The following is a 23,847-nucleotide window of genomic DNA, read 5'->3' as shown; positions in this document are numbered from 1 at the left end:
TCACCCATTCGGGTTATGTGCCCCGGGGCATCGGGGCTGCAGCCTAGTGACCCCCGTTTGGGTGATGGGGGGCGAAGGCGATAGCCGATAGCGTCGCGCTAATCAGACGAAGCCTCTGGAATAACCTGTTCAGGGGGGTTGCTGCCTGATTGCAAATTCGTGACAATCGAGCGCAGACGAGCAGCCTGTTGCAGGCTTATAACAATAATTTTGCAAAGAAAGGTCAGTATCTTTTCATCTGCTGACCCGGCCACCCCATGTGGCCAGTTGTCTTTGCCTCGGAGAATGCATGCGCACGGTTGCCCGCCCTTCACTGGAATCTGCTGTCACTGTCGTCACCGCCTTGCTGGTTCTGCTGGGCGCCTGGATTCTGGGGCACCTGGTCTGGGCCGTGATAGCGCCGCAAAGCGTATTGCCTGCTGCCAGCCCCCTTGCCCTGGCAACCGATGCCGACAACAACACCCCGACCTATCCCGGATTTCGCGAGCTGGCCCTGCTGTCGCCGCTGGGCCGTGCTGACCAGCAACCGCTGGAAATCAACGCCCCTGACACCAAGTTGAGCTGGACCCTCAAGGGTGTGCTCTCCGATCCCGACCCGGCGCGCAGCGCCGCCATCCTGGTTACCCAGGGCCAACCGGAAAAACTCTATCGCGTGGGTGCCAGCCTGCCGGGCCAGGTGCGCCTGGAGCAGGTGCTGCCTGACCGCGTCATGCTGATGCGTGACGGTCAGCTGGAGACCTTGCGGCTCAAACGCAACCAATCGGCCGGTGCCGGGCGCAGCAGCGCGCGGCTGGCCAGCCTGCCCACTACAGACAACACGCAGACGCTGGCGCCGGATGGTGGGGTGGCACGGATAGATCGCGACGCCTGGCTGAACGATCCGCAACGCTTTATGGAAGTGATCAGTGCCAACCCGGTGATGGTGGATGGCGTGATGTACGGCCTCGAGGTCTCGCCGTCGCGCAATGTGCGCGAGTTCGAGGCAGCAGGGCTGAAGGGGGGGGATGTGATTACCGACGTGGATGGCACGCCGGTATCGCAGATCGAGGATTACCGCGACATTCTGCGCGAGTTGACCGACGCGAGTTCGGTGACGCTATCGCTGGAACGTGACGGTGAACCGATGAATATAACGATTACGATGGATTGATACAGATGTCGATGCAGTTTCGGAAGCAGCGGCTGGCGCTGGCGCTGGCATTGGGTTTGGGGGCGCTGAGCGGTCCGCTGGCGGCTCAGACCGCAGGGGCAGCGGCAGACGGGGAAGATCTGGTCCTCAATCTGCGTGATGCGGACATCAATGGCCTGATCGAGATCGTCAGCCAGGAAACCGGTATCAACTTTATTGTTGACCCGCGTGTGCGTGGCGAGGTCAACGTGGTCTCCGGGCAGCCGATTCGGCGCGACGAGCTGTACGACATCTTCCTCAGCGTGCTCAAGTCCCAGGGCTTTGCCGCCGTGCGCGGCAGTGACGGGTTGGTGCGTATCGTGCCGGAAGTGCAGGCCAAGGAAAACGAAGTGGCGGTTCTTGGCGACGATACCCCCGGCGATGAATACATTACCGAGGTGCTGACGGTAAACAACATGGATGCCGGCCAGCTGGTGCGCATCCTGCGTCCGCTGGTACCCAAGGGCGGGCATCTGGCTGCGGCGGCCCAGTCCAACTCGCTGGTTATTGCCGATACGGCGGCCAACGTGCGCCGTATCAAGGCGCTGATCTCGCGTATCGATCGCGAATCAATGGAAGACTTTGAAGTGCTGCCGCTGCAGCACGCCTCGGCGCTGGATGTCGTGCGCATTGTGCAGGGGCTGGATTCCAATGCCCCTGCCGAGGAGTTTGCCCGCGGCCCGAAACTGATTGCCGACGAGCGGACCAACTCGGTCATTCTGCGCGGCGACCCCGAGGCGCGCGCAGGCTTGCGCACCGTGGTACGTCAGCTTGATGTCGCCGGTAACCAAGGTAATACCCAGGTGCATTATCTGCGCTACGCCAAGGCCGAAGAGGTTGCCGAGGTGTTGCGCGGTATCGCCGAGGGCCGCGAGCGCAACAACAGCAGCGGCTCGGTAGGCAATTCCAGTATGGGCTCTTCCAGCAGCGCCGGTACTAACCTGGCCGAGCAGAATCGCGTGCGTATCGAAGCCCACGAGAGCACCAACTCGGTGGTGATATACGGGCCGGCGGAGCTGTCGCGCGAGCTGTCGTCAATCATCCGCCAGCTGGACATTCGCCGCGCCCAGGTGCTGGTCGAGGCGGTGATTGCCGAGGTGTCCTATGACCGCGCCAAGGAGCTGGGCGTGCAGTGGGGGATCGGCAGCGAGGATTCGGGCGTCGGTATTATCAATTTCAACCGCAACGGTAACGGCATTATTGACATTGCCGCCGGCGTGAATGCCTTTCTGGACGGTGATGTCAGCACGCCGCCGTCCCTGGGCAGTGGTATGAGTCTCGGCGGCATAGGTTCAATCGGCAGCACCCAGATTGCCCTGCTGGTCAACGCCCTGCAGGGCGACACCGCGAGCAACATTCTGTCCACGCCCAGCCTGCTGACCCTGGACAATGAAGAGGCCGAGATTGTCGTCGGCCAGAACGTGCCCTTTATTGTCGGCCGCTCGGTGGAGGATTCCGGCCAGGCATTTGACACCATTCAACGTGAAGACGTGGGTATCACGCTGAAGATCCGTCCGCAGATCAACGAGGGCGACGCCGTGCGCCTGGAGATTGCACAGGAGGTGTCGCAGATCGCACCCGGGGTCAGCGGCGCGGCGGACATCATTACCAACAAGCGCAGCCTGACAACGCACGTCATGGTCGATGACAACCAGATGATCGTGCTGGGCGGCCTAATTGATGATCAGATGGTAGAAACCACTGACAAGGTGCCGGTACTGGGCGATGTACCGGGCCTGGGTCGCTTGTTCCGCTATGACACGGCCTCGCTGCAAAAACGTAACCTGATGGTCTTCTTGCGGCCGGTGATCGTACGAGACTCGGCGGTGGCGCAGAGCCTGACCCACAGCAAGTACAGCTATATTCGTGACCAGCAGGTGGCCGAGCAGAATCGTCGCGGGCGTCTGGATGTGGGCGATGGCGTGCCGATTCTGCCTGACTGGAACTACCTGCTGACCCTGCCGCCGCCGTTTGAGAATGCCATGCAGGGTACGCCACCGGCGACTATCAGCGCGCCGCCGGCGGCGAGCGGAGACTGACCATGAGCGAGTCGGACATCCTCTCCGAGGTCGCCCCTGCCAGTGCGCCGACTGATACCGGTTATCGCTTCGCTCGGCGGGTCGGGGTATTGGCCGGCAGCCTGCGTGAAGACGGCCAGATGGAAGTTTTCGTGCGCGCCGATTGCGACCCGCAGGGCCTGCTGGAACTGCGTCGTCGTTTGGGGCACCCGCTGCTGCCGGTGGTGTTGGACGATGACAGCTTTGCGGCGCGCCTGCGTGACCGCTACGAGCGGTCGGCCAATGACGCGATGCAGTTTGTCGAGGGGCTCAGTGATGACGCTGATCTGCTCTCGGTCGCGCAGTCACTGGCCGAGCCCGAAGACCTGCTGGAATCCCAGGACGAAGCGCCGATCATTCGTCTGATCAATGCGCTGTTGTCCGAGGCGGTCAAGGAAAACGCCTCCGATATCCATATCGAACCCTTTGAGAACCGCCTGTCGATTCGCCTGCGGGTCGACGGCGTGCTGCGCGAGGTACTGGAGCCGCCGCGTGCGCTGGCGCCGGTGATCGTCTCGCGCATCAAGGTCATGGCCAAGCTGGATATCGCCGAAAAGCGCCTGCCGCAGGACGGTCGGATCGGCCTGCGTCTGGTGGGTCGGGCAGTCGATGTGCGGGTGTCGACCTTGCCGTCCGGGCACGGCGAGCGAGTGGTGCTGCGTCTGCTCGACAAGCAGGCTGGCCGTCTGGAACTGCGCCAGCTAGGCATGTGCACCGAACACTATGACGCCATGGAGCGGGTGATCAGCCGGCCACACGGGATCGTGCTGGTTACCGGCCCTACCGGCTCGGGCAAGACCACCACCTTGTACTCGGCCTTGATGCGCCTGAATGACCGCAGCCGCAACATTCTCACCGTTGAAGACCCGATCGAGTACTACCTCGACGGTATCGGCCAGACGCAGATCAACAACAAGGTCGACATGACCTTTGCCCGCGGCCTGCGCGCGATTCTGCGTCAGGACCCGGATGTGGTGATGGTCGGTGAGATCCGTGACGTGGATACCGTGCAGATCGCCATTCAGGCCAGTCTGACCGGCCACCTGGTGTTCTCCACCCTGCACACCAATACCGCTGTCGGCGCCATTACCCGTCTGCGTGACATGGGCATTGAACCCTTTCTGCTGTCCTCGACCTTGAACGGTGTACTGGCTCAGCGGCTGGTGCGTACGCTCTGCCCGGATTGCCGCGAACCGCATCAGGCCAGCGCCAGTGAATGCCGCCTGATGGGGGTTGCGCCGGAGCAGCCGCCAACGCTGTATCGCGCGACTGGCTGCAGTGCCTGTAACGGCACGGGCTATCGCGGACGCACCGGCATCTATGAGCTGGTCGAGATTGACGACACCCTGCGTGGCCTGATTCACGATGGTGCCAGCGAACAGGCGATGGTGCGCCACGCCCGGCTGGCGCAGATGGGCATTCGTCAGGATGGCCTGCGCCGCGTACTGGCCGGTGATACCACGCTGGAAGAAGTGCTGCGCGTGACGCGGGAGGACTGAGGATGCCAGCCTTTGAATACACCGCACTGGACGGCACCGGCCGCACCCGCAAAGGGGTAGAGGAGGGCGACTCCCCGCGTCAGGTGCGTAGCCGCCTGCGCGAGCAGGGTCTTACGCCGATGTCGGTCAGCCAGGTTGCCGAGCGTCAGGCGTTGCTGCGCATGCCGGTTTTTCAGCAGCGCATCAAACCGCTGGAGCTGGCGCTGGCAACCCGGCAGATGGCCACCCTGGCGCGGGCCGGTCTGCCAATCGAAGAAGTGCTGGCCACGGTCGCCCGGCAAAGCGAATCCCCCCGCGTACGCTCGGCGCTGACCGCGGTGCGCACCCGGGTCATGGAAGGCTTGCCGCTGGCCCACGCGCTCGGTGAATTCCCGTCGGTCTTTCCGGTTATCTACCGCACCACCATTGCTGCCGGTGAACAGGCCGGTCGCCTGGATCTGGTGCTGGAGCGGCTGGCTGATAACGTCGAGGCGCAGAACGCCATGCGCCAGAAGATTCAGCTGGCGATGTTCTATCCGGCGATTCTCACCTGTGTGGCGCTGCTGGTGACCGTCGCGCTGCTGACCTATGTGGTGCCGGAGGTGGTCAAGGTCTTTGACGGTATGAACCAGGAGCTGCCGCTGTTGACGCGCTCGCTGATTGCCGTCAGCGACACCCTGCGTGATTGGGGCATTCTGATGCTGCTGGTGCTGGGGGGGCTGATTTATGGCGCGCGCACGCTGCTGAAAAAGCCGGCCTACCAGCGCCGCTGGCACGACTTTCTGTTGCGCCTGCCGCTGATCGGTCGGCTGACCCGGGGGCTGAACACCGCGCGCTTTGCCCGTACCCTGAATATTTTGGCGGGTAGCGGTGTGCCCTTGCTGGATGCGCTGAACATGAGCGCCAGTGTGATCTCCAACCTGCCCATGCGCGAGGCGGTCTCCGCTGCTGCCCAGCGCGTGCGCGAGGGGGCCGGGGTGGGGCTGGCGCTGGAGCGCAGCGGCTATTTTCCGGCGATGACGCTCAGCCTGATCAAGAGCGGCGAAAGCAGCGGCACCCTGGACAGTATGCTCGAGCGCGCTGCCGAGACTCAGGAGCGCGAGCTGGAAGCGCGTATCGCGATGGTGATGGGGGTGTTTGAGCCCCTGCTGATTCTGACCATGGGCGCAGTGGTGCTGGTGATTGTGCTGGCCATTCTGCTGCCAATCTTTGAACTCAACCAACTGGTGAACTGATGATGTCCCACAAGCAATCCCTGGGCCGCGCGGCGCAGCGCGGTTTTACTTTGATCGAGGTCATGGTGGTCGTGGTGATTCTCGGCATTCTGGCCGCCGTGGTGGTGCCCCGAGTCATGGATCGTCCGGATCAGGCGCGTACCACCAAGGTGCAGAGCGATATCCGCGCGATTGAAAGCGCACTCAACCTGTATCGCCTCGACAATTTCGGCTACCCCACCACCGAGCAGGGGCTGCGTGCATTGGTACAGCGCCCGACTGGCCAGGATGCGCCGCGCAACTGGCGGGACGGAGGCTACCTGGATCGCCTGCAGCAGGACCCTTGGGGTAACGATTACGTGTACCAGACCCCGGGACGTGACGGCCGCCTGTTTGACCTCTACAGCTATGGCGCCGATGGCCGTGCCGGCGGCACGGATAACAACGCCGATATCGGCAACTGGAACCTGGATCAGAACCAGAACAGCGAGCGCTGATGTTGTCCTCTCCCGCCCGCCGGTCGGCGCCTGCCTCCACTGCCGGCTTTACCCTGATCGAGGTCCTGGTGGTGCTGGTGTTGATCGGCGTCATTGCGGGCCTGGCGACCCTGTCGCTGGGTAACGGTGCCGAGCGGGAGCTGCGCAAGGAGAGCGATCGGCTGGCGGCCGTATTGCGCCTGGCGCGTGACGAACTGCTGATCAGTGGGGGCAACGAGCGGGCGCTGGGGTTGCGGCGTGGCAGTTACAGCGTGCTGGATCTGGTGCTGCTGGATGACGCCAGCCGCGAGTGGCAGCCCGTGCAGGACCCGCAGCTTGGCCCGCACTGGCTGCCAGAGGGACTGATTGAGCTGGACTTTGAGGCCGATGAGCAGGCTGGTCGGCTGTCCGGCAGCACCGCCTGGACACCGCAGATACGGTTGGGCAATACCGGCGAGATGACGCCTGGACTGATTGTGCTGACTGAAACCAAGGGCAATCTCAAGCGCTATATCAGGACCGACCTGAACGGTCAGATCGAGGTACTCAGTGAACGCCCGTAAGCACGCCGGCTTTACCCTGCTCGAAGTGCTGGTGGCGCTGACCATTCTGGCTGTGGCACTGGCTGCGCTGGTAAAGGCGGGCAGCGACCATGCGCGCAACAGTGCCTATCTGCAGGAGAGAACCCTGGCGCACTGGGCTGGCAGCAACCTGCTGGCCGAGTACCAGTCCGGCATGCGGCCGGCCGCCGAAGGCGATCTGCGCGGCAACACCACTATGGGGCCGTACCAGTTTGGTTATCAGGCCAGCATCAGCGATTACACGGCCAAGGCGCCGTTTCCGCTGCCAGCGGTCAAGCGTATCGATATTCGGGTATGGCTGATGCCCGGCGGCGAGACTGAACAGCGGGCGCTGGTCAGCGGGTTTGTCCTGCCATGACGCGGCAACGGGGATTTACCCTGCTGGAGCTGCTGGTGGCGATGGCGGTGTTCGCGATCATGAGTGTGGTCGCTTATCAGGGGCTGCGTTCGGTGCTGCAGGTCAACGAGGTCAGCCGTGAGCACGCCCAGGTATTGGCTGACCTGCAGGTCAGTCTGAGCGTGCTTGAGCGTGACCTGTCGCAACTGGTAGATATCCGTGTGCGTGACGAGTTTGGCGATCGCCTGCCGCCACTGCGACTGCTGCCGGGCTCGGATGATTACCCTCTGCTGGAGCTGGTACGTGCCGGTGCTGGCGGCACCGAGCGTCTGCGGCGCACCGCCTGGCGTCTGACCGAGCGAGGGCTGGAGCGCGATCTCTGGCCCGGTGTGGATATCGCTGATGCCGACAGCCGCCGCATGCAGCCCTTTGCCGAGCTGGTGGGTGAAGACGAGCAGCTGGGTGTGGATAGCAGCTTTCACTTTATCGTGCGTGGTGCCAGCGGGCTGGAGCGGGTCGACAGCTGGCCGCCGGCCGACCTGGATCCGCAGTCCAGCCAACTGCCCCTGGCCGTTGAAGTGGTGCTGGAGTTGCCGCGTCTGGGGCAGATCCGGCGCCTGATCGCGGTGGGCCAATGAAGCGTCAACGGCAGCAGGGTGTGGCCCTGATTACCGCGCTGCTGATTGTCGCGTTGGCGGTGACGGCGGCGGTGGGTATGGCCATGCGCGGGCAGGCCGATATTCGCCGCAGCAGCGCGGTATTCGAGCGGGACCTGTCGCGGGAAATTGCCCTGGGTGCGGAAAAAATGGTGCTGCAGGTTCTGGAGCAGGCGGACGGCCCGGACGATCTGATCTGGGATACCTGCCTGTCCCCGGTATTGCCCTTTGAGGTCGATCAAGTGCAGCTGCAGGCCACCCTGGATGACATGCGTTGCCGCTTCAATCTCAATGCGCTGGCGGGCGGCGATGAACGACAGCAGGCGCTGTTTGCCCAGTTGGTCGATCGGGTCGGACGTGACGCCGGCGTCAGTCTGCCACCAGGCAGTCAGCTGGCGCTGGCGGTCAGTGACTGGATGGATCCGGAAACCGATGACGCCGTGTATCAACTGGACACGCCGCCGCGCCTGTCGGCCAACCGGACCATGTTGGTGGCCTCGGAACTCAACGCCGTCAGCGGCATGACGCCCGAAGCCTGGCAGGCGCTGGCGCCTTATGTGACGGCTTATCCGTCGGACCAGAGCCCGATTGATCTGGAGCGCAGCAGCGAGTTGATGCAGGAGATTTTTGCCGATCAGGGGGTAGGTGGCGACGCGCCCTGGTTCATGCGGCTGCAGGTGGTAGCCAGCTTCGGCGAACGACAGTTTTATCAGTGCACACTGCTGGATGCGCCGAATGGCAAGGTAGTGTTGCGCGAACAGACGGCCTGCGAGCCGTGACAACAACAGGAATGCGTGCATGTTGATAGTGCTTTTGTCCGCAGTAGCCGCTGCTTCCGAGCAGGACGAGCCATTGCATTGGTGGCGCCTGGGGCGCGAGGGGCAGCCCCTTGAGCAGGGCTGCGACAGCCTTGACGCTTTACGGCAGCGCTTTGCCGGAGAGCGGGTGCGCGCGCTGTTGCCCGAGGGCGTCGGCCTGCATCGGGTGACGTTGCCAGGCCAGCGCGCGGCCGCCTTGCGTGCGGCGCTGCCCTACGCGCTGGAAGAACGCCTGAGTCAGGAGCTGGACGACCTGCACATCGTCATGGGGCCCAGGCGCGATGATGGCCGCGTCAGTGCTGCCGTTGTCGAGCACAGCGTGATGACCCGTTGGACCGAACGCTTCGCCCAGGCCGGGCTGCGTGTTGAGGCGCTGTTGCCGTTGGCGGCACTGTACGCCAATCAGGCGCCGGCCGAGGGGCTGCGCCTGATCGCGCTGGATTGGCCGCAGGCACCAGGCTGGCTGGTCTGCGCCAGCGACGAGGAACCGGTGCTGCTGGAGCAAGCGCTACTGTCGTTCTGGCTGGGCAATCGCCTGCAGATGCTGGCACCCGAGCAGCGGGTGCTGGAAGCGCCGGACAGCGACCTCAACGCGTTGCAGGCCGGCGTGCCTGCGGACACCCGACTAGTAGCCGTAGCGCCTGCCGAGGCGGCGGTGAGTCTGCAGCAGCAATTGAGCGTGGCGGCACCCTTCAACCTGCTGACCGGCCCCTATGCGGTGAGTATGGCGGCACCGCCCTGGCGTAAATTGCGTCCGGTAATGGCTGCTGCCGGTGTGGTTTTGCTGTTGGCTGTTGGCTGGCTGGGCGCTGAGCGCGCGGCACTCATTGACGAGCGCGACGCCCTGCGTAGCCAGATTGATGCCACCTTTTCCCGTGCCCTGCCCGGGGCGCGTATGCAGGATCCGCTGGTGCAGTTTCAGCAGCAGCTACAAGGCTCCGATGGTCAGGTTCAGGCCGGTGCAGGCATGCTGCTGCATGCATTCTTTGCCAGCGTGAAAGGGCAGGCCGGTGTGGAAATACGTCAGTTGCGCGGCAGCGTCGATGCGCTGGATGTCGAGTTGAAGGTGGCCAGTTTCGCCGAGCTGGAGAAACTGCGCGCGGCCTTGTCGGCAAGCGCAGGTATCACCGAAAACCTGGAGGGCGCCGACTCGGAAAATGGCGGCGTCAGCGCGCGGATTCGTATCGCAAGGAGTGAGTCATGAAGGCCTGGTGGGCGGGGCTGGCCGCCAGAGAGCGGTTTATTCTGATGGGCGGTGGCGTGGTGCTGGCGCTGATTGTGATCTGGGTGGCGGTCTGGGAGCCTCTGGTTCAGGGACGCAGTGCCTTGCGCGCGGAAGTGGCCCGACTCTCGGCTGAAGCGGTCTGGATGGATCAGGTAGCCGATGATGTTCGCCGTCGTGCGCGTCTGGCACCGAGCGGCGGTGGCGTACCCGCGCAAGGATCGGTGCTGACGCTGATCGAGGTGTCGGCCAACGCCGCCGGCCTTCGGCAGGCCCTGACCCGCGTGCAACCCGAAGGCGACGGTGCGCGGCTGAGCTTTGACCAGGTGGGGTTTGACCCGCTGATGAGCTGGCTGGCCGACCTGGAACTGCGGCAGGGTTTACAGGTGTCCCAGTTGTCCATTGACGTGGCTGAGGCGCCCGGTCAGGTCGCCGCTCGCATTTTGGTGGAGCGTAGCCAATGAGTGGCTGGATCCGAGGCAAAAGGTTGTGGTTGCTGGCGACGCTGGTGCTGCTGGCGACCCTGCTGGCCAATCTTCCGGCCACCCTGGTTTGGCAGTCGTTAAAAGGGCATCTGCCCACCCGCGTTGAGCTGACCGGGTTGCGCGGCACCCTGTGGCAGGGTGAGGTGGCGCGCATGCAGGTCGCTGGTATTGATCAGGGCGGTCTCAGCTGGGATTGGCAGCCAGGCGGGCTGCTGCGCGGGGAGGTGGTGCTGGACCTCAGCTGGCGGCCGCGCAAGGGCCAGGTGCGAGCATTGGTCCGCGCCGGCCTTGGCAGCATTACCCTGCAGCAGGTCAATGGCTATCTCGATGCAGCCAGCATGGCGCAGGTCAACAAGGCGCCCTTTGTGCTGCAGGGCGACTGGCTGTTGGATATCAGTGAGCTGCAATTGCAGGATTTTCGGGAGGTAACACGGGCTACTGGACGCATCGGCTGGCAAAATGCCGGTGGTGGCTTACCCAACCCGCTGGCCCTGGGGGACCTGGGCGCTACGCTGAGCCAGGACAACGGTTGGTTGGTGATGACCTTGGCCGACAACGGCGGTCCGCTGGGTTTGCAGGGCAGTGCACGCTGGCAGCCGGCGGCGCCTCTGAAACTGGATACCCGGCTGCAGGCTCGCCCGGAGGCAGAGCCCGCGCTGGCCGAAGGGCTCGGCCTGCTGGGGCGTGCGGATGCCGAAGGGTGGGTACGCTGGCGGGCTAATCTGCAATGAGCAAGGAGTGGACTATGGGAGTGGTGCTGCGGTCTGCCGGTGTGATGGCATTGGCCCTGGTGTTGGGCGGCTGCGCCGGTAACCGGGTGAGCCAGCCGAGCGACTCGTCGCTGGCCGATCTGAGAGCACGGCTGAGTATGGGGCAGTGTACGCCGGAGCTGAGCAATGAGGTGGTGGCGGCTCAGCAGGCCTCGCTGCACCTGGAGGCGGCCTATCAATGTCTGACCAATGGCCGTCTGGACCTTAGCGAGCAGCTGCTGGTGGACTATCAGAACCACTTTGCCCAGCGAGCCGATCAAGACTACGCCGCCTATCTGGCCGCGCTGATTCCCTATGCGCGGTTTGAACTTGCGGCTGGCGACAGTGTGCAGCGTCTGGAGCAAGGCCGCCTGGCGCACAGCCAGATGGTCGCCTTTGTACGTGCCTATCCGCAGTCGCAGTATCGCAGTGAGCTGGCTACCCGTATGGAAGCCATTCTGCAGGGCATGGCTCAGGCCGAGTATGACCTCGCACTGGTGGATGCGGAGCATGGCCAGAAGGCGCGAGCGGAGCGCCGCATGCGCTATCTGCGAGACAACTACCCGCGCACACCGGCGGCGGCGGCCGCCATTGCCTGGCTGATGGATTATCAGGGGCTGTAGAGCTGAGCTTGTCCTTCAGAGTCAAGCATTTTATGGCTTGTTTTGAGAAAAACTTGCCCTGGATCAGGGCTGACGTCCCCAGGTTTGTGCACAAGCTTGGGGCGTGCTGTCATGAATTCGTCAAGTCGGCTTGTAAGTGATTGATATTCTTGCGTGCAAAATAAGTAATTGATTTTAAAGGGAAAAAAATAGGTTAAATTTTAACCATTCTGAGAGGGTGGCCCAGTCTCTATAGCTTTGAGGTGCTTTTGATCAGGCTATCCACAAAGTTATCCACAGATATTGTGGATAGCTCTCTGTAACCCTTGTTCTGTCAGGGCTGGCTGCCTTGTGGCGGCGAGAATTGAACAGTCCAGAGCGACGGTAGGAGGGCGTGCCGACTGCTTCAGTCGGCACGCACGCGGCATCCAGGAGCGGCTCAGATGCCCTGCGGGATGTCCTCGCCACCCAGGGCGTTGGTGAGCGAGGGGATCAGCTCACTGAGGGTGCTGGCCATGATGGTGAAACTGGCGTCCAGCTGGCTCAGCATGTCGTCGCCGCCATTTTCTTCCGCTTCGTCGCGCAATAAATCCTCGAACTTCACACGCTTGAGTGTCAGCTTGTCGTCCAGGCTGAAACTGAGCTTCTCCTGCCATTGCAGCATCAGTTGGCTGACCTGCTTGCCGGCGCTCAGATGCAGCTGGATTTCGTCGCTGGCCAGGTCCTGACGTTTGCAGCGCACCACGCCGCCGTCTTCACTGGTGTCGCGCAGCTCGCAGTCGTCGCCGATCTGCAGTTGCTCGGGTGCCTGGTTTTCCTTCACCCACTGGGTCATGCAGGCAGCCGGCGCGGTCTTCACGTTCAAGGGGCGGACGGGCAGCGAGCCGGTGCATTCGCGCAGCAGGCTCAGCAGGTCCTCGGCACGCTTGTGGCTGGAGCTGTCGACCGCGATCCAGCCTTCGGCCGGGCAGATGCAGGCAAAGGTGGTCTGAGTGCGAGTGAAGGCGCGTGGCAGCAACGACATGACGATGTCGTCCTTTAGCGTATCGCGCTCTTTCTTGTATACCTTGCGCGCGTCGCGATTTTCGATCTCCTCGACCTTCTCGGCCAGTGCTTCTTTCACCACGCTGCCGGGCAGGATGCGCTCTTCCTTGCGCATGGCGATCAGCCAGTAGCCGTTGCTGACCTCTACGCGGTTTTCCGAGTGACGGCCCCAGGGGGTGGTCCAGCCAAGGGTATGAGTCTCCTGGCTGGCGCAAGGGCGGGCGGCTTTCTGTTCGAGCGCGTCGACCAGCTCGGATTCGCTGAAGGGAACGGGTTGGCTGAAGCGATAGATGAGCAGGTTACGAAACCACATGGTGCTGTCCTTTCTGTTGCTAAGGTCTTGGGAAGCAACGAACGAAGGAGCCTCCTCGGCCATCGCTGGGCGGGTCGGTTCGATTGTGCTTCCCGGGGAAAGCGCCCAATAGTGCCTCAGCCATCGGTTGGCAGCCAGTGTTTCCGGGGGTTGGAATAAGATATTGAAATAACCTGAATTTTTTTTTGAAAAAGGTGTTGCCAGATACGGAAAAGCTCCCTAGAATGCGCACCACTTCGAGAGCAAACGGGTGATTAGCTCAGCTGGGAGAGCATCTGCCTTACAAGCAGAGGGTCGGCGGTTCGATCCCGTCATCACCCACCACTCGAAGAATAGCGCAGCGGTAGTTCAGTTGGTTAGAATACCGGCCTGTCACGCCGGGGGTCGCGGGTTCGAGTCCCGTCCGCTGCGCCATTTCCCCCTCCTGCAGTACTCTTGCTTCATCCTTTTTTCCCGCCTTCGGTACAGAATCACATTCGTTGCTGTCCCGGTAGCCTGCACCTGCAAGCCCTGTTAAGCTGCCTGCTTACTCTTTCGCCCGTGTCGGGTCTGTCTATTGAGGTAAGCATGAAGCGTAATTTGCTGGCAGTCAGCGTTGCAGTCGGTGTTCTGGTTCTGGCCGGGTGTGACAAGGAAAAACAACCGGAACTCACCACCCCAATCCAGCAAGCCTCTTACGGCATCGGCCTTAACATGGGTCAGAGCCTGTTGCAGGACGGTCTGGACGATATTGATCCGCAAGCGCTGGCGCTGGGCCTGCAGGACGCCCTTGGCAAGCAGGAACAGCGGGTGGGTGATGAAGAGCTGACCAATGCCTTCAATGCGCTGCAGCAGCGCGCTCAGGAGCGCGCCGAGGCGCTGGCCAATGAAGCGCTGGACGCCAACAAGCAATACCTGGAAGAGCATGCCGCCAAAGACGGCGTGACCACTACTGAGTCCGGCCTGCAGTACGAAGTTGTTACCTCGGGTGATGAGGACGCAGCTCAGCCGCAGGCAGACGATGTTGTTGTGGTGCACTACGAAGGCCGTCTGGTTGATGGCACCGTGTTCGATAGCTCGCTTGAGCGTGGCGAGCCGGCCGAGTTGCCGGTTGCCGGCGTTATCCCGGGCTGGGTAGAAGTGCTGCAGCTGATGCACGTCGGTGACAAGTGGACCGTCACTGTGCCCGCCGAGCTGGCGTACGGCCCGCGCAGCCCGAGCCCGGTGATTCCGCCGAATTCCATTCTGGTGTTTGATATGGAGCTGGTCTCCATCAAGCCGCGCGAAGAGTGATCCGGTAACACGTCGAAACGCCCGAGGCAAGGCCTTCGGGCGTTTCGGTGTTACTGTTATGCACATTTTTCGGTAACACCTGCTATTTACTTTCCCCCGCTTTTCTGATTTCTCCTTTCCGCTGTAACTGACTGAAAAACATGCACATTTTTCGCTGGTTAAAATATGCGCGGATTGTCTGCAGGCGCATACAAACGGGCGTTTGAGGCAGTTTTCCTGATTTTCTTCACAGAGTTATCCACAGATCCTGTGGGTAACCTTTTGTTATTGGTAGCGGGTGAGGATGTGCCGAATCTGGCCGCTAGTCAGCAGCTGGTCTATGGTCTCGATCAGATGGGCGCTGCCCGTCGTCGTCTTGGGAGCGGCGCAGCGCAACGCAAAGTGCTCCAGCGGCCAGTCGCTGACGCGAATCTCAGCCGGATGCCTTTGCAGCTGGTAGTTGAGGGCGCGGCGCAGATCAACGCTGGCGTCCAGACGGCCGCGCTCGAGCATCTTCAAGCGCGTTTCGATATTGCGAACATCACGTCTTACCAGGTCGCCGCGTTCAAATGCTTGAGTCAGCTCGCTGCTGTAGTGATAGCCGATGGTGGTGCCAACCAGCGCACCCTGCAGGTTCGCCAGGTTGCGTGGCGCCGCTCGGTTCGCAGGGGTGGCCAGCACGTCGGCATCCTCGTAAAGCACCGCCGACCAGTGCAGCAACTCCGGTTGACTGTGCCACTGGGGTTGGGTGTTGCAGATCAGGTGTATGCGAGCGCTTTTGAGCGCTTCCTCGATGCGGTTGTTGGGCACGGCAACGAAGGACAGCTTGCGGTCCAGGCTGGCGGCTACCAGCTCTCCCAGGTCGCGGGTGACGCTATTGTCCAGCTCCGCGCCGGTCATGTTGACGTAGGGAGGCGGATCGGAAGGGGAGTAGCCCCACACCAGCGGTTCGGCCAGCAGGCCGGTGCTCCAGCCCACTAGCGGGATAAGGCAGCGAATCATCAATCTCACGACAGCCTCGCAGGCACGGTTCTGCCCTCAAGCATAGAACATTGGGGGGCATTCAGTTGCAGAGGTTGAGCGGCGCGTCCTCTTCGCGCAGGGGCTGCCCGGGATGCTGCATGACCACGCTGAAGCCACGTTGCTTCTTGGCGTCGTGCTTGGCGCGCGAAGCCAGCTCGGCCAGGCGTGCTGCATCGTACAGACTGGCCTGGTGCCCGGGCAGGGAAATGACGCCAATCGAGAGATTGAGCAGGTCGTGATGCCGCCATTTACCTTCCCGGTCCGGCGCAGTAAATCCGTTGGCCTGGATATGCTCGGCGCGGTAAAGCGTGCGGCACAGTTGCTGGAAGCGCTGATCCAGTTGCTGCAGGCGTGCATGCCAGTCGTCGCTGCGCATGACCAGCATGAAGTCGTCGCCGCCAATATGGCCGACGAAATCGCAGCGTGGGTCGCATAGCTCACGCAGTAGCTGGGCCAGCCCCAACAGGATCTCGTCGCCCTTGCCGTAGCCGTAGAGGTCGTTGAAGGGTTTGAAGTTATCCAGGTCGATGTAGCACAGCCGTGCGTCCACCTGGCGCTCCAGCAGCCGCTGCAGGCATTGCTGAATCGGGATGTTGCCGGGCAGCAGGGTCAGAGGGTTGGCGTGACGGGCTTGCTGCAGCTTCAGCTCGGTGATCTGCCGCAGCACGTCGATGCCACGTCCCAGCCCCTTGTAAATGCCCTGGTCGACGATGATGAAGTCGTCTTCCAGTCGCTGTCTGGCACGGCTGGTCAGCAGGCGACTGACCCGCTGCAGACTCTGGCGGATATCCACGATCAGGCAGTCCGGGTCCATCAGTTGGCGGATCGGCTTGCGACTGTAGATCTCCTGGCCGAAGGGCTTGAGCATGGTCTGGCTCAGGGCGTGCCGTTGCACTGCGCCAATTGGGCGCTGCTGCTCGTCGACGACAGCCAGGGTGTTCAGGGTGGGTTGCTGCTGAAAGCATTCCAGCACGACCTGCACCTTGGTGTGTTCCTGCACGCCGTTGACCGGCAGCAGCAGGCTATGAATGGGTGCGTCGTCGTTGCCGCTGGTTTGTCGCTGATTCAGCAGGGAACTCAGTTTGCTGTCGTTCAGCTCGGGGTGGCTGTCGGGGCGCCCGAGCAGGTAGCCCTGTACCCAGTCGATACCGATGTCGGACAGCACGGCGAGTTCTTCCTGCTGCTCGATACCTTCGGCGATCACCTGGGCGCGCGAGGCCTTGGCCATCTGCAGAATGGAACTGACAAACTCCCGTTTGACCGGATCGCGGTGTATGCCGTCGATAAAGTGCCGGTCGATCTTCACGTACTCGGGTTGCAGCTCTGACCACAGGCGCAGGCTGGAGTAGCCGGCACCGAGGTCGTCCAGTGCGATGGAAAAGCCCATGTCCCGGTAGTAGTGCAGGGCTGACTGCAGCAGTGAGAGGTCTTCGATGGGCGCCTGCTCGGTCAGCTCGATCACAATCTGATCCGCTGTCAGGCCATTGGCCTCCAGCAGCGCCAGGGTTTGCCCGCGATAGTGCTGTTGTTCCAGCAGACTCTCTGGAGAGACGTTGAGAAACAGCTTGCCCGGCAAGCCAAGGCTGCGGAAGCGGCTGATCGCACGTTCGCGACAGAGCATTTCCAGCTCGGTCAGAATGCCGTGGTGGCGGGCGGCGGCAAACAGGGTAAGCGGGGAGTGCAGCGGGCTGTTGGATGGGCCGCGGCTGAGGGCCTCAAAGCCAACGATGCGCTCTTCCAGCGTGGAGACAATGGGCTGGAAGAGGGTGGTGACGGCGGCCCGATTCAAGATGGTGATGAGGGCCTGACGTTGTTCGGATACGGTCATAGTAAGTCCAGGCATGTGAGTTTGGCCGTACCTGGCCGCCCGGAATGCTACTGGCGGGCACGCTTTCATGAGTCCTGATCATGGCAGTGTGCTAGTGCTTTGTGACCGTGTTATGACAGCGCCCGCCGCGGGGGCGGGCGCGATGGTCAGTTGGCTCGGGCGACCTGGTGCTCCAGTTGCAGCAGGTCAACGAGGATGTGGCTGGTTTCCAGCAGGAAGGCGTCATCCTTGGGGTCGCTGTCCTCGTCCTCGGTATGCACTTCGGCCAGCAGCGGGTCGCTTTCCTCAAGGGTTGTCAGGGGTTCTTCGCCACGCGCAGTCAGTCGCTGATTCTCCAGTTCCAGCAAACGGTTTTCATAGTCTTCCTGCTGTTGCTTGCGTTTACTTTCATTCAGCGGGATGGTCTCGCGTGCCTTGATCTGGTTGTCCAGGCCGATGCGGGCCAGGGTGTAGATAAAATCCGGATCCTTGGCAGCACGTGCCTCATGCTGCTGCTGCAGCTGTGCAATAAAGGGCTGCAGGTGGCTGCTGGTCTGGTAGCGCGCTGGCGGGATGGTGTCCCACGGCATGGCGTTGGGCAGAGCGCTTTCGCCTATCTCCTCGCTGTCGAGCAGCGACGGATAGCGGATGTCCGGCACCACGCCGCGGTGCTGGGTGCTTTGCCCCGAGACGCGGTAGAACTTGGCCAGGGTCAGTTTCAGCTCGCCGTGATTGAGCGGCTGAATGGACTGCACGGTACCTTTGCCGAAGGTGGATTCACCGATCACCAGTGCGCGGCCGTAGTCCTGCATGGCGCCGGCGAAAATCTCCGAGGCCGAGGCGGACAGGCGGTTGACCATCACGGCCATCGGGCCGGTGTAGGCAATACCGGCCTCCGGGTCGTCGAGCTGCTGCACCTGACCCTGGCTGTCGCGCACCAGTACGGTCGGGCCGCGGTCGATGAACAGGCCGGTCAGTTCAGTTGCTTCCTGCAGTGACCCGCCCCCATTGTCGCGCAGGTCCAGTACAACGCCATCGACCTTTTGCTCGCTCAGCTCGCCGAGCAGGCGGCGGACGTCGCGCGTAGTGCTGCGGTAGTCCGGGTCACCCTTGCGGTAAGCCTTGAAGTCGATATAGAAGCCGGGCACGTCGATGACGCCGATGCGGTAGTCGTGCCCGTTGTTCTGCAGTTCGATCACCGAGGACTTGGCGGCCTGGTCTTCGAGCTTGATGGCTTCGCGGGTCAGGTTGACGATCTTGCTGGTGAGGTCGCCCGGCGGGTTGCTGGCCGGGATTACCTCAAGCCGAATTGGCGAGCCCTTGGGGCCGCGAATCAGCTTGACGACCTCATCCAGGCGCCAGCCGACCACGTCGACCATCTCTTCCTCGCCCTGGCCTACGGCGATGATACGGTCGCTGGTTGCCAGCTGCTGGCTGCGTTTGGCCGGGCCGGCGGGTACCAGGCGGACGATCTTGGTGTATTCGTTGTCGCTTTGCAGAACGGCGCCGATGCCTTCGAGCGAGAGGCTCATGTTGATGTCGAAGTTTTCAGCGTTTTCCGGCGACAGGTATTGCGTGTGCGGATCGTAGACCTGGGCCAGGGCGTTGATGTAGTTCTGGAAAATGTCCTCGGAGCGGGTCTGGTTGACACGGATCTGCTGCCCGCGATAGCGCTTGCCGAGCAACTCGCGAATATCGTCCAGGCTCTTGCCGGCCAACTTCAGGCGCAGGACCTCATCCTTGATCTGGGCGCGCCAGAGCTGTTGCAGTGCCTGTTCGTCGCTCGCCCAGGGCGCCTCTTCGCGGTCGACCAGAATGTCCTGGTCGGTGTTGAAGTCGAAGCCATCGAGCTGATTCTCCACCAGATCAATGCTGAAATTCAGGCGGTCCTGCAGGCGTTGCAGCTGACGCTTGTGCATGGCGAAGCCGACACTCAGGTCGCCCTGCAGCAGCAGATCGTCCAGGCGCAGACGGTTGCCGGAGAAGGCATCGATATCCTGCTGGGTAAACAGGCTGCGCTGCGGGTCCAGATGCTTGAGGTAGGTGTCGTACATCTGTGCCGACAGAGCGTCATCGAGACGGGTGCGGTTGTAATGATGACGGCGCAACAGCTCGACGGTGTTCTGGCTGGCGACTACTTGATCGCGAGTGGGTTGCAGTTGGTCCAGGTCCAGTGCAGGGACCTGTTCGAGTGCCAGGACGCTGCTGCTGACAGTCAGCAGAGCGAGCAGGCAGGTGCGGCGCAGGAGGGGGAAACCTTTCATCTGGGGTATCGCGTCCGGAGAGAGTATGCTTTTAGGAGTGTACGCGGGACAGCGAGTTCCCGCTGGTAACCATTGATAAGAACTATGGAGGTAGCGTGAGAGGATTGCAAGCCGAGGGCGGGGCGCTGACGTGGCAGCCCCAGAGTGCTGTAGAGCTGAAGTCCGGCGAAGTGCGTATTCGTGTGCAGGCGGCTGGACTGAACCGTGCCGACCTGCTGCAGAAGGCGGGCATGTATCCGCCGCCGCCGGGGGTGACCGGTGTGCTGGGCTTAGAATGTGCCGGTGAAGTAGTCGAGGTGGCAGAGGGTTCGCGCTGGCAGCTGGGTGACCGCGTGTGCGCGCTGCTGGCCGGCGGCGGCATGGCTGAGGAGGTCGTGGTCGATCAGCGTCACCTGCTGCCCGTGCCGGACAGCTTGAGCTGGGCTGAGGCCGCAGCCATTCCTGAGGTATTCAGTACCGCGTGGTTGAACATCTTTGTGCTGGGCAACGCGCGTCCGGGTGAAAAGGTACTGATCCATGCCGGCGCCAGTGGCGTGGGCACCGCTGCGATCCAGCTGTGCAAGGCCCAGGGCAATCCCTGCTGGGTCAGCGTTGGCAGCCAGGACAAGCTCGATGCTTGTGTGGAGCTGGGTGCTGAGGGTGGCGTGCTGCGGCAGAACGGCATTGCTGCGCTGAAGGACTTCGGGCCTTTCAATGTGGCGCTCGACCCGGTCGGTGCTACCTACGCGGCTGATCATCTGGATCTGCTGGCGCTGGATGCGCGCTGGGTGCTGATCGGTCTGATGGGTGGGCGCGAGGCGACACTGGATCTGGCCAAGGTGCTGGCCAAGCGCATCAGCCTGCTGGGCTCGACCCTGCGTACCCGCGATGCCGACTTCAAGGCGACCTTGCTGGCGGATATGGAGCAGCGTCTGATCCCGCTGTTTACCAGCGGCGAACTCAAGCCGATGGTGGCCAAGACCTTCGGCTTTGCCGAGGCCGAGGCGGCTTTCGAAGAATTGGCGCGTGATCAGGTGGTGGGCAAGGTGATTCTGCTGCGCGAAGACTGATTGTTTGCCCATCGCGGCAGATCAAGCCCCATGCGTTGCTGACGCATGGGGCTTTTTTGTGGCTCTTCACGGAAGTCTGCGAGCGACAGTTGTTTTAGGGCTCTTCGCGGACAGGCTGCGCTTGGTCCGTCCTACAGCGCAGCGTGTTCGCGAGGGGGCTTATATCAGCTGCGCGCTGTTGCAGAACGCCGTCAGCACGCTGATCAGGTAACCCGGATCACGACTGCCGGCCAGCTCGCGGATCGAGTGCATGGCGAAGGTTGGTGCGCCGATATCCACGGTGCGCACGCCCAGGCGGCTTGCGGTGATGGGGCCTATGGTGCTGCCGCAGCCCATATCGCTGCGCACCACGAAGGTCTGCACCGGCACCTCGGCACGCGCGCACAGGTCGCGGAAGAAGGCCGCGGTTTCGCTGTTGGTGGCATAACGCTGGTTGTTGTTGATCTTGATGACCGGGCCGGCGTTCAGTTGCGGGCCGTGGTTTTCATCGTGCTTCATGGCGAAGTTCGGATGCACAGCATGAGCGTTGTCTGCCGATACCAGCAGCGAGCGCTGGATCACCTGGATACGCTCGGCGTCGTCGCTGATCAGACGGCGCAGCACGTCCTCCAGAAAAGGACCGTCGGCGCCACAGCAGGAGCTGGAGCCAATCTCTTCATGGTCGGTACACACCAGCAGGCAAGGTTGTTCGCCATCGCTGTCGAGCAGCGCGCTCAGGCCGGCGTGACACGACAGCAGATTGTCCAGGCGGGCCGCGCTGAAGAAGTCGCCATCGAGCCCCAGTTGGGCGGGGCGCTGGGTGTCGTAGAAGCTCAGCTCGTAATCCAGCACCTGCGCGCCCTCGCAGTCAGGATGCTCGCTCACCAGTTGATTGGCCAGCAGTGCACGCAGATCTCGCCCGCCGTCCAGGCTGTGGGCAAGGATAGGCGGCATGTCGGTTTGCGGATTGATGGCCAGGCCGTCGTTGACACCCCGGTTGAGATGGATGGCCAGGTTGGGGACTACTGCAATCGGGCGTTGAAAGTCGATCAGGCGGCTGTCGAGTACGCCATCGGCGCGCCGGAAGGTCAGACGCCCGGCCAGTGACAGATCGCGATCAAACCAGGGGGCGAGTAGCGCGCCGCCATAAATTTCCACCCCCAGTTGCCACAACCCCTGCTGGTCCTTCTCCGGCTGCGGCTTGACCCGCAGGCAGGGGCTGTCGGTATGCGCGCCGATCAGGCGCAGCCCGCGGCTGGCGAGCGCACCGTCGGCGCCCAGCTGGAAGGCGATCAGTGACGAATCATTGCGGGTGACCAGGTAGCGCCCGCCGGCACTGAGCTGCCAGTCGCTGCGCTCATCCAGGGCCTCGAAGCCGGCGGCCAGCAAACGACTGCGCAGCGTGTTGGTAGCATGGAAGGGCGTTGGCGAGCTGGCGATGAAGTCGGCCAGATCCTGAAGCTGTGGGTCCTGCATGGAACTCTCCTGCAACGGGGTGACGGGCGCCTGCTCAGAACGGGCAGGCGCTTTCAAAGGCCATGCGCTCGCCGGTCTCCGGGTGGCTGATGACCAGGCGCGCGGCGTGTAGTGCCAGCCGCGGGCAGGCGGTCAAAGCGTCACCGTCGGCGTAAAGCCGGTCTCCCAGCAACGGGTGGCCGATGGCGAGCATGTGCACGCGCAGCTGATGTGAGCGACCGGTGATCGGCGTCAGTTCGACGCGGCAATACTGCGGATGACGCTCCAGTATGCGCCAGAAGGTCTGCGCATGCTTGCCGAGCTCGTGATCGACGATATGTCGTGGCTTATTGGGGGGATCATAGCGCAGCGGCAGGTCGATGTGTCCTGCGTCGCCCGTTGGCAGGCCCCAGCACAGGGCGATATAGGCCTTGTCAGTCTCGCGGTCATGAAACTGGCGTGATAGCTCGCGATGGGCGTCCGGGTTGCGCGCAATCACCAGCAGGCCGGAGGTTTCCCAGTCCAGGCGGTGCACGATGCGCGCTTCGGGGTAGCCGTTTTCCTGCAGGCGGGTAATCAGGCAGTCCTTGTTATCCTCGGCACGACCGGGGACGGACAGCAGCAACGTCGGCTTGTCGACGATCAGGAAACTCGGGTCCTGATGCACGATACCGATATGGGTCAGTGGCATGGGGCTTCCGCAGGGCGCCACCCGGGCGGGTGGCGCCAGCTGGTCAGGGGCGTTCCGGCAGGGTGATGTTCAGTTCGAGAACCGAGCAATCATCCTGGTTATCGAGGGCGACATGCACCTGTTCACGGTCGATGGAAACGTACTTGCTGATGACGTCGATGATTTCCTGCTGCAGTTGCGGCAGGTAGTCGGGCTGAGTGCGCTGCCCACGCTGGTGGGCGACGATGATCTGCAGACGTTCCTTGGCAATCGACGCGGGCGTCGATTTCTTGCGGTCACGGAAATAATCGAAAATGCTCACTTAACGCCCTCCGAACAGGCGCTGCAGCAGGCCCTTCTTCTGTGCTTCCAGAAAGCGATGTGCGACGTCTTTGCCCAGCAGGCGTTCGACGGCATCGCTATAGGCCTGACCGGCATCGCTCTTGTCGTCCATGATCACCGGTACGCCCTGGTTGGAGGCCTTGAGAACGGCCTGCGACTCCGGGATGACGCCCAGCAGCGGAATGGACAGGATGTCTTCGACATCGGCCACCGAGAGCATTTCGCCATTTTCGACGCGCTCCGGGTTGTAACGGGTGAGCAGCAGGTGCTCTTTGATTTTTTCGCCGTTCTCGGCGCGACGGGATTTGCTCGACAGCAGACCCAGAATGCGGTCTGAGTCACGCACCGAGGAGACTTCCGGGTTGGTCACCACGACGGCCTCGTCGGCAAAGTACATGGCCAGGTGAGCACCTTTCTCGATGCCGGCCGGGGAGTCGCAGACGATGTAGTCGAAGTTCTCTTTCAACTCTTCCAGCACGCGTTCGACACCTTCGGGGGTGAGGGCGTCCTTGTCGCGGGTCTGGGAGGCCGGCAGGATGAACAGGTTCTCCGAGCGCTTGTCCTTGATCAGCGTCTGATTCATGTTGGAATCGCCGTTGATCAGGTTGACGAAGTCGTAAACCACGCGGCGTTCGCAGCCCATGATCAGGTCGAGGTTACGCAGGCCGACGTCAAAGTCGACGATGACGGTTTTGAAACCGCGCAGGGCCAGCCCGGTACCGATGGCGGCGCTGGTGGTTGTTTTGCCCACCCCGCCCTTGCCTGATGTGACAACGATGATCTTTGCCAAAATGACCTTCCTGTCGA

Annotated in this window: 23 protein-coding genes and 2 tRNA genes; 17 read left to right on the top strand and 8 right to left on the bottom strand. The window is 62.5% G+C overall.

Features of this window, described 5'->3' with window-relative positions; translation table 11 throughout:
- Nucleotides 1-289 precede the first annotated feature (289 nt).
- From gspC to bamD, 13 genes are read left to right on the top strand one after another with little or no spacing between them, the layout of a single operon-like run.
- Nucleotides 290-1,150, top strand: coding sequence for a type II secretion system protein GspC (gene gspC, locus ASB58_RS10330; RefSeq protein ID WP_096004290.1), 861 nt, complete (start codon nt 290-292; stop codon nt 1,148-1,150).
- Nucleotides 1,151-1,155: 5 nt separating this feature from the next.
- The gene (gspD, locus tag ASB58_RS10325) at nt 1,156-3,207 is read left to right on the top strand and encodes a type II secretion system secretin GspD (RefSeq protein WP_096004289.1); all 2,052 of its coding nucleotides are present in this window, start codon (nt 1,156-1,158) and stop codon (nt 3,205-3,207) included.
- Nucleotides 3,208-3,209: 2 nt separating this feature from the next.
- Nucleotides 3,210-4,724, top strand: a complete 1,515-nt coding sequence (gspE, locus tag ASB58_RS10320) for a type II secretion system ATPase GspE (RefSeq protein ID WP_118130458.1) — start codon at nt 3,210-3,212, stop codon at nt 4,722-4,724.
- Nucleotides 4,725-4,726: 2 nt separating this feature from the next.
- Nucleotides 4,727-5,938 carry a type II secretion system inner membrane protein GspF gene (gspF, locus tag ASB58_RS10315; protein WP_118130456.1) on the top strand — a complete coding sequence of 404 codons (1,212 nt, stop codon included), beginning with the start codon at nt 4,727-4,729 and terminating at the stop codon, nt 5,936-5,938.
- Between the two features lie 2 nt (nt 5,939-5,940).
- Complete coding sequence (gene gspG / locus ASB58_RS10310) at nt 5,941-6,414, top strand: type II secretion system major pseudopilin GspG (protein ID WP_118130580.1); 474 nt, start codon at nt 5,941-5,943, stop codon at nt 6,412-6,414.
- A complete protein-coding gene (locus ASB58_RS10305; protein ID WP_118130454.1) occupies nt 6,414-6,956 on the top strand; it encodes a GspH/FimT family protein in 543 nt (180 codons plus the stop codon). Before gspG ends, ASB58_RS10305 begins: the two co-directional genes overlap by 1 nt.
- Nucleotides 6,943-7,332, top strand: a complete 390-nt coding sequence (gene gspI, locus ASB58_RS10300; protein ID WP_118130452.1) for a type II secretion system minor pseudopilin GspI — start codon at nt 6,943-6,945, stop codon at nt 7,330-7,332. Before ASB58_RS10305 ends, gspI begins: the two co-directional genes overlap by 14 nt.
- Nucleotides 7,329-7,949 carry a type II secretion system minor pseudopilin GspJ gene (gene gspJ, locus ASB58_RS10295; RefSeq protein WP_118130449.1) on the top strand — a complete coding sequence of 207 codons (621 nt, stop codon included), beginning with the start codon at nt 7,329-7,331 and terminating at the stop codon, nt 7,947-7,949. Before gspI ends, gspJ begins: the two co-directional genes overlap by 4 nt.
- A complete protein-coding gene (gene gspK, locus ASB58_RS10290) occupies nt 7,946-8,746 on the top strand; it encodes a type II secretion system minor pseudopilin GspK (protein WP_096004283.1) in 801 nt (266 codons plus the stop codon). Before gspJ ends, gspK begins: the two co-directional genes overlap by 4 nt.
- Nucleotides 8,747-8,765: 19 nt before the next feature.
- A complete protein-coding gene (gspL, locus tag ASB58_RS10285; protein ID WP_118130447.1) occupies nt 8,766-9,989 on the top strand; it encodes a type II secretion system protein GspL in 1,224 nt (407 codons plus the stop codon).
- Complete coding sequence (gspM, locus tag ASB58_RS10280; protein WP_096004281.1) at nt 9,986-10,471, top strand: type II secretion system protein M; 486 nt, start codon at nt 9,986-9,988, stop codon at nt 10,469-10,471. The genes gspL and gspM overlap by 4 nt, the downstream gene beginning before the upstream one ends.
- The gene (locus ASB58_RS10275) at nt 10,468-11,223 is read left to right on the top strand and encodes a type II secretion system protein N (protein ID WP_096004280.1); all 756 of its coding nucleotides are present in this window, start codon (nt 10,468-10,470) and stop codon (nt 11,221-11,223) included. The genes gspM and ASB58_RS10275 overlap by 4 nt, the downstream gene beginning before the upstream one ends.
- A gap of 14 nt (nt 11,224-11,237) precedes the next feature.
- Nucleotides 11,238-11,864, top strand: a complete 627-nt coding sequence (gene bamD, locus ASB58_RS10270; protein WP_181977913.1) for an outer membrane protein assembly factor BamD — start codon at nt 11,238-11,240, stop codon at nt 11,862-11,864.
- Nucleotides 11,865-12,282: 418 nt separating this feature from the next.
- Here the strand turns inward: bamD and rdgC are convergent, their stop codons facing one another.
- The gene (gene rdgC, locus ASB58_RS10265; RefSeq protein ID WP_118130443.1) at nt 12,283-13,200 is read right to left on the bottom strand and encodes a recombination-associated protein RdgC; all 918 of its coding nucleotides are present in this window, start codon (nt 13,198-13,200) and stop codon (nt 12,283-12,285) included.
- 248 nt (nt 13,201-13,448) lie between these two features.
- Between rdgC and ASB58_RS10260 the strand changes: the two genes are divergently transcribed.
- The 3 genes from ASB58_RS10260 to ASB58_RS10250 all read left to right on the top strand — a co-directional run bounded on the left by ASB58_RS10260 (nt 13,449) and on the right by ASB58_RS10250 (nt 14,472).
- Nucleotides 13,449-13,524: transfer RNA gene (locus tag ASB58_RS10260), tRNA-Val, on the top strand.
- Nucleotides 13,525-13,537: 13 nt separating this feature from the next.
- Nucleotides 13,538-13,614 (top strand) — tRNA-Asp (locus ASB58_RS10255).
- A gap of 153 nt (nt 13,615-13,767) precedes the next feature.
- Entirely contained in the window at nt 13,768-14,472 is a 705-nt protein-coding gene (locus ASB58_RS10250) for an FKBP-type peptidyl-prolyl cis-trans isomerase (protein ID WP_118130441.1), read from the top strand.
- A 264-nt stretch (nt 14,473-14,736) separates the two neighbouring features.
- On the opposite strand, the gene ASB58_RS10245 is transcribed toward ASB58_RS10250, so the two are convergent.
- The 3 genes from ASB58_RS10245 to ASB58_RS10235 all read right to left on the bottom strand — a co-directional run bounded on the left by ASB58_RS10245 (nt 14,737) and on the right by ASB58_RS10235 (nt 19,545).
- Nucleotides 14,737-15,453 (bottom strand): substrate-binding periplasmic protein, encoded by a 717-nt coding sequence (locus tag ASB58_RS10245; RefSeq protein ID WP_118130439.1) that lies wholly within the window; start codon nt 15,451-15,453, stop codon nt 14,737-14,739.
- A gap of 61 nt (nt 15,454-15,514) precedes the next feature.
- Complete coding sequence (locus ASB58_RS10240) at nt 15,515-17,302, bottom strand: bifunctional diguanylate cyclase/phosphodiesterase (RefSeq protein ID WP_118130437.1); 1,788 nt, start codon at nt 17,300-17,302, stop codon at nt 15,515-15,517.
- Between the two features lie 146 nt (nt 17,303-17,448).
- Nucleotides 17,449-19,545, bottom strand: a complete 2,097-nt coding sequence (locus ASB58_RS10235) for a carboxy terminal-processing peptidase (RefSeq protein ID WP_096004274.1) — start codon at nt 19,543-19,545, stop codon at nt 17,449-17,451.
- A 95-nt stretch (nt 19,546-19,640) separates the two neighbouring features.
- Between ASB58_RS10235 and ASB58_RS10230 the strand changes: the two genes are divergently transcribed.
- Nucleotides 19,641-20,594, top strand: coding sequence for an NAD(P)H-quinone oxidoreductase (locus ASB58_RS10230; protein WP_096004273.1), 954 nt, complete (start codon nt 19,641-19,643; stop codon nt 20,592-20,594).
- A gap of 159 nt (nt 20,595-20,753) precedes the next feature.
- On the opposite strand, the gene ASB58_RS10225 is transcribed toward ASB58_RS10230, so the two are convergent.
- Genes ASB58_RS10225 through minD form a run of 4 tightly spaced genes read right to left on the bottom strand, consistent with a single transcriptional unit; the run spans nt 20,754 to nt 23,830 of the window.
- Nucleotides 20,754-22,049, bottom strand: coding sequence for a M18 family aminopeptidase (locus ASB58_RS10225; RefSeq protein WP_118130435.1), 1,296 nt, complete (start codon nt 22,047-22,049; stop codon nt 20,754-20,756).
- 34 nt (nt 22,050-22,083) lie between these two features.
- Complete coding sequence (locus tag ASB58_RS10220) at nt 22,084-22,719, bottom strand: RluA family pseudouridine synthase (protein ID WP_118130433.1); 636 nt, start codon at nt 22,717-22,719, stop codon at nt 22,084-22,086.
- Nucleotides 22,720-22,762: 43 nt separating this feature from the next.
- Nucleotides 22,763-23,020 (bottom strand): cell division topological specificity factor MinE, encoded by a 258-nt coding sequence (gene minE, locus ASB58_RS10215; protein ID WP_083724771.1) that lies wholly within the window; start codon nt 23,018-23,020, stop codon nt 22,763-22,765.
- Nucleotides 23,021-23,830, bottom strand: a complete 810-nt coding sequence (gene minD, locus ASB58_RS10210) for a septum site-determining protein MinD (protein WP_083724773.1) — start codon at nt 23,828-23,830, stop codon at nt 23,021-23,023. It lies immediately after the preceding gene.
- Between the last annotated feature and the right edge of the window lie 17 nt (nt 23,831-23,847).

The organism is Pseudomonas abyssi, assembly GCF_003444685.1.
In the GTDB taxonomy this organism is placed as follows: Bacteria; Pseudomonadota; Gammaproteobacteria; order Pseudomonadales; family Pseudomonadaceae; genus Halopseudomonas; species Halopseudomonas abyssi.
This window is presented reverse-complemented; position numbering and strand designations above follow the sequence as displayed.

Coding starts and splice junctions, on each gene's coding strand:
- gspD (WP_096004289.1), top strand. CDS start 1,156: ATGTCGATGCAGTTTCGGAAGCAGCGGCTGGCGCTGGCGCTGGCATTG.
- gspK (WP_096004283.1), top strand. CDS start 7,946: ATGAAGCGTCAACGGCAGCAGGGTGTGGCCCTGATTACCGCGCTGCTG.
- ASB58_RS10305 (WP_118130454.1), top strand. CDS start 6,414: ATGTTGTCCTCTCCCGCCCGCCGGTCGGCGCCTGCCTCCACTGCCGGC.
- ASB58_RS10225 (WP_118130435.1), bottom strand. CDS start 22,049: ATGCAGGACCCACAGCTTCAGGATCTGGCCGACTTCATCGCCAGCTCG.
- ASB58_RS10220 (WP_118130433.1), bottom strand. CDS start 22,719: ATGCCACTGACCCATATCGGTATCGTGCATCAGGACCCGAGTTTCCTG.
- gspF (WP_118130456.1), top strand. CDS start 4,727: ATGCCAGCCTTTGAATACACCGCACTGGACGGCACCGGCCGCACCCGC.
- gspG (WP_118130580.1), top strand. CDS start 5,941: ATGTCCCACAAGCAATCCCTGGGCCGCGCGGCGCAGCGCGGTTTTACT.
- ASB58_RS10250 (WP_118130441.1), top strand. CDS start 13,768: ATGAAGCGTAATTTGCTGGCAGTCAGCGTTGCAGTCGGTGTTCTGGTT.
- gspM (WP_096004281.1), top strand. CDS start 9,986: ATGAAGGCCTGGTGGGCGGGGCTGGCCGCCAGAGAGCGGTTTATTCTG.
- ASB58_RS10245 (WP_118130439.1), bottom strand. CDS start 15,453: ATGATTCGCTGCCTTATCCCGCTAGTGGGCTGGAGCACCGGCCTGCTG.
- gspL (WP_118130447.1), top strand. CDS start 8,766: ATGTTGATAGTGCTTTTGTCCGCAGTAGCCGCTGCTTCCGAGCAGGAC.
- gspC (WP_096004290.1), top strand. CDS start 290: ATGCGCACGGTTGCCCGCCCTTCACTGGAATCTGCTGTCACTGTCGTC.
- gspJ (WP_118130449.1), top strand. CDS start 7,329: ATGACGCGGCAACGGGGATTTACCCTGCTGGAGCTGCTGGTGGCGATG.
- bamD (WP_181977913.1), top strand. CDS start 11,238: ATGGGAGTGGTGCTGCGGTCTGCCGGTGTGATGGCATTGGCCCTGGTG.
- ASB58_RS10240 (WP_118130437.1), bottom strand. CDS start 17,302: ATGACCGTATCCGAACAACGTCAGGCCCTCATCACCATCTTGAATCGG.
- rdgC (WP_118130443.1), bottom strand. CDS start 13,200: ATGTGGTTTCGTAACCTGCTCATCTATCGCTTCAGCCAACCCGTTCCC.
- ASB58_RS10235 (WP_096004274.1), bottom strand. CDS start 19,545: ATGAAAGGTTTCCCCCTCCTGCGCCGCACCTGCCTGCTCGCTCTGCTG.
- gspE (WP_118130458.1), top strand. CDS start 3,210: ATGAGCGAGTCGGACATCCTCTCCGAGGTCGCCCCTGCCAGTGCGCCG.
- ASB58_RS10275 (WP_096004280.1), top strand. CDS start 10,468: ATGAGTGGCTGGATCCGAGGCAAAAGGTTGTGGTTGCTGGCGACGCTG.